Genomic DNA, 3,700 nt, shown 5'->3' with positions numbered 1-3,700 from the left:
AATGGCTTTGGTTTCTGTGGTAAGTTGCTGGCTATGTCGCTGTATTTGCATAACAAAATGTTCAAGGTGGATTCGCAACGCTTGGCGAATTCTGTTTAAATTCAGCAAGGGTGTTTAAGGCGGTTTGTCGTAGCTTCAGCGCAATGCGTTGGCTCACCCCTTAACATGGCGTTATGTTGTTTTCAGTCAGACGAAGGAGTTGTCGATGAAAATTGTAGAATATTCAAGATCTTTACAATGGGTTGGCGATCTTAGATGCAATCAGTGTAATGGACTGACCCCCGCATGGCGATCGAGTGGAATGAGTCAATGTTTTCCTCATTTTTACTGCGATACATGCTCCAATGTTATTCATAGAGCATCGGATCAACGGTTAGTATGGTCTGATAAGTCTCGATCTATTCTTGAACAAATTACGAATACATTGCCTAAATGTAGTTGTGGTGGTCAATTTGCAGCAAATTGTGGTCCGAACTGTAAGCATTGCCATGCGGAAATTGCAATTGTACGCGACGCGGTTGAATACTTACATAATCCCAATATGATAGTCATAGACGGGGCATGCACTTATAGTGATGAACGAGAACCATATATGGTAAGAATCGTGGAATAGTTGAAATCACAACATAACAATGCGTTTAAGACAGATTCCCAACGCTCGGCATTTCCAGTTCAAATCAGCTTTGGTGTTTACGGTGGCAAGGTTTTAGGTTAGGTGGTGGCGTTGCTCACTACTTAACGCGGCGTTATGCGTAAATGGAGGAAATATGGAAAATCAGGGAAAGCTGTACTTCTTCTGTGGCAAGATGGGAGCAGGAAAATCGACCAAATCTAAGGTTGTAGCTGCTGAAAACAATGCAGTCTTAATTTCAGAAGACGATTGGTTGTCAGCTCATTATCCTTCTCAAATTCAAACGTTTGACGACTACATCAAGTACTCAAACTTAATTAAGCCTTTCGTTAAAAGCCATGTTCAAAACTTGCTGAATGTCGGGGTTAACGTTGTCATGGATTTTCCAGCTAATACTGTAAGGCAAAGAGTTTGGTTTGTATCACTGTGCGTCGAAGTAGATAGTGATCATGAGCTGTTGTATTTAGACTTAACAGACGAACAATGTTTATCCCAAATTGCTAAACGCCGAGTTGAACAACCAGAAAGAGCTATGTTTGACACAGAGGCTGTATTTCATCATGTGACCCAGTATTTTGAAGCTCCAGCAGCGAGTGAAAATCTCAGTCTGGTACGTGTGGGAGAATACGCATAACAAAGCGTTTAAGACGGATTCCCAACGCTTGGCATTTTCGGCTTACATCGGTTTAAGTGTTTATGTCACAATGGTTTAGGTAGGGTGGTAGCGTTGCTCACCACTTAACGCGGCGTTATGTTTTAATGGAATTTCAATGATTTAAATGCCTTTGAGTCGTTCTTTGCCCCTTTGGCGATTCATTGGAAGTAGACTCAGCAAATCACCACTGTCGAGCAGTTCTTAAATCCCTTAACCCGTACAACATGCCAAGGTTCGCGGGTTGCTTCATTCGAGTTTTCGGGTGGTTTGGTCGTCTTGTTTATCTGGCTCAAAGTCGCTTCGGGCGTATTTCTCAATCAGCTAATAACCTTGGTAGTTGAGTCGGCAAATTGCCATTGTTCTGCGCTGTTGTTGCTAAGAAAGGGCGCTTGTTGAGGCTTGATCGAGTTGCCTCATTAGCAGGGAAGTGGGCTTACTTGTTTTTGGTTTGGCGCATCTGCCGATCAAGTGAGTCTGAGCTTGTGATTTGGTTCAGAAAACTAGGTCAATACTTCAGTTCTTTGCCAAGTAAATCAACGAATTGTGCTAAAACATAACAAAGCATTTAAGACGGATTCTCAACGCTTGGCGATTTCAGCCTAGGTCAGCTTCAGTGCTAAATGTGGCAGGGTTTAAAGTTGGGTGGTCGCGTTGTTCACCACTTAATGCGGCGTTATACGTTGCGCATAAAATTAAGCAATTAGAAGGATTTAAAGCTTATGATTACTTGCTATGTCAGGTACGTGATTGACCCGAAAAAAGTCAAAGAATTTGAAGAATACGCAAGAATGTGGATTCCACTTGTTGAGAAGTTCGGTGGTCAACACAATGGCTATTTCCTACCGTCAGAAGGTGCGAATAATATAGCTCTAGCTTTGTTCACATTTGAAAGCTTATCAGCATATGAAGAGTATCGCGTTAAATCTTTAAATGATCCTGAGTGTATTGAAGCTTTTGAGTTTGCAGATAAAGTAGACTGCATTATTAGCTATGAACGTAGCTTTTTTAGACCAGTGCTCGGGTAAGGAAGCAACGTATAACAAGCAATTTAAGAGGGATTCACAACGCTTGGCACTTTTGCTTCTACTTCAGTTTTAGTGTTTATGGCACAATGCTTTAGGTTTGGGTGGAGACGTTGTTCACCCCTTAATTGGGCGTTAGCTTACAAGGGATAATATTGATATGTCTGTAGTCGATAGGCTGAAAATGAGTTTGGGTCTTCCAAAACAAATTAAACCACGGAGAGCGGTTAAAGGAGTGATCGCAAGAAACTACTATGTGGATGGTAATCTATTTATAGAGCGATTTGATATTCTCAATTCATCTAATGATTCTATGCAAAATAAGCAATTTCGTGCAAAAGCCATGGTAGATCTTTGCATGTCTTTGGAATGCTCGATGAAGTCTTTGGTCGTTTCTTTGAGCCATGACTCAAAGACACCCAAGAGGTTGATGAAAGACTTGAAAAACTTATCTCATCATCTTGATAAGTTATTTGATAAAACAACAAAGCTTAGTAAAAATCGTTTTACCTTGCCTAAGCTCTCACAATCTAAGTTAAATGAGCTTAAAAAGTATGGCGTTGGAGCAAGATACTCGCACGATATCTGGGCTATACAAACGAGTAGCGCCTACTCTGTTTCTGACGATTTAATTGAAGCAACGATTGACAATCCAATTTGGATGAATGAGCTGCGTAATATTGCTGTAGAATGGAATAATGCAGCATCTAATTGCTATGACAAGTATTTATCTAAACATTGCATTATTTCAGGTAATGACCATAAGAGGTTTGAAAGGGCTTTGAAAAAGTTCAAGGTAGGAAAGTAAGCTAACAAACTGTTTAAGAGTGATTCGCAACGCATGGCATTTTTACTATGCGTTGGTTTTAGTGTTTAAGGTGGTATGCGGGAGCTTTGGCATTGCGTTGCTCACACCTTAACAGGGCGTTATGCTCTAGGAGGAAATTTGGCAGTAGTATCCGTGAAAAATTCTGAACATTATCAATGGGGTGAGCAGTGCGATGGTTGGCACCTAGTTAAGTCTCAGAACCTCAGTGTAATTCAAGAACGAGTTCCTCCTGGTTGCTCTGAGGTTCGTCACCTCCACAAGAAGTCAGAACAGTTTTTCTTTGTTATATCTGGTTGTGCGACATTAGAAGTAAACGGGGAAATTTTTGAATTACTCGAAAATCAAGGTTTTCATGTGGTAAGTGATACTCCACACCAACTGAGTAATCGAGGTCAAACAGACCTACATTTCGTTGTTACATCTACTCCACCAAGTCATGGGGATCGTGTTGAAGTACGAGCATAACAATGCGTTTAAGACGGATTCCCAACGCTCGGCATTTTCGGCTTACTTTGGGTTAAGTGTTTATGTCACAATGGTTTAGGTAGGGTGGTTGGCGTTGC

Annotated in this window: 5 protein-coding genes; all 5 read left to right on the top strand. The window is 41.1% G+C overall.

Translation table 11 applies throughout. From position 1 onward, the window contains the following. Positions 1–205: 205 nt before the first annotated feature. The 5 genes from H2O73_RS23445 to H2O73_RS20160 all read left to right on the top strand — a co-directional run bounded on the left by H2O73_RS23445 (position 206) and on the right by H2O73_RS20160 (position 3,602). Positions 206–613, top strand: coding sequence for a hypothetical protein (locus tag H2O73_RS23445; RefSeq protein WP_497997502.1), 408 nt, complete (start codon positions 206–208; stop codon positions 611–613). Between the two features lie 154 nt (positions 614–767). Continuing rightward, on the top strand, positions 768–1,265 hold the full coding sequence (locus H2O73_RS20180; protein WP_065546181.1) for a P-loop nucleotide/nucleoside kinase family protein: 498 nt from the start codon (positions 768–770) through the stop codon (positions 1,263–1,265). Between the two features lie 740 nt (positions 1,266–2,005). After that, positions 2,006–2,311, top strand: a complete 306-nt coding sequence (locus H2O73_RS20175; RefSeq protein WP_182110718.1) for an NIPSNAP family protein — start codon at positions 2,006–2,008, stop codon at positions 2,309–2,311. 157 nt (positions 2,312–2,468) lie between these two features. Next, entirely contained in the window at positions 2,469–3,116 is a 648-nt protein-coding gene (locus H2O73_RS20170; RefSeq protein WP_182110717.1) for a hypothetical protein, read from the top strand. Between the two features lie 138 nt (positions 3,117–3,254). Beyond that, on the top strand, positions 3,255–3,602 hold the full coding sequence (locus H2O73_RS20160) for a cupin domain-containing protein (protein WP_182110716.1): 348 nt from the start codon (positions 3,255–3,257) through the stop codon (positions 3,600–3,602). Positions 3,603–3,700 lie beyond the last annotated feature (98 nt).

Origin of the sequence: Vibrio marinisediminis, assembly GCF_014050145.1 — a bacterium.
In the GTDB taxonomy this organism is placed as follows: Bacteria; Pseudomonadota; Gammaproteobacteria; order Enterobacterales; family Vibrionaceae; genus Vibrio; species Vibrio marinisediminis.
This window is presented reverse-complemented; position numbering and strand designations above follow the sequence as displayed.

Coding starts and splice junctions, on each gene's coding strand:
- H2O73_RS23445 (WP_497997502.1), top strand. CDS start 206: ATGAAAATTGTAGAATATTCAAGATCTTTACAATGGGTTGGCGATCTT.
- H2O73_RS20180 (WP_065546181.1), top strand. CDS start 768: ATGGAAAATCAGGGAAAGCTGTACTTCTTCTGTGGCAAGATGGGAGCA.
- H2O73_RS20175 (WP_182110718.1), top strand. CDS start 2,006: ATGATTACTTGCTATGTCAGGTACGTGATTGACCCGAAAAAAGTCAAA.
- H2O73_RS20170 (WP_182110717.1), top strand. CDS start 2,469: ATGTCTGTAGTCGATAGGCTGAAAATGAGTTTGGGTCTTCCAAAACAA.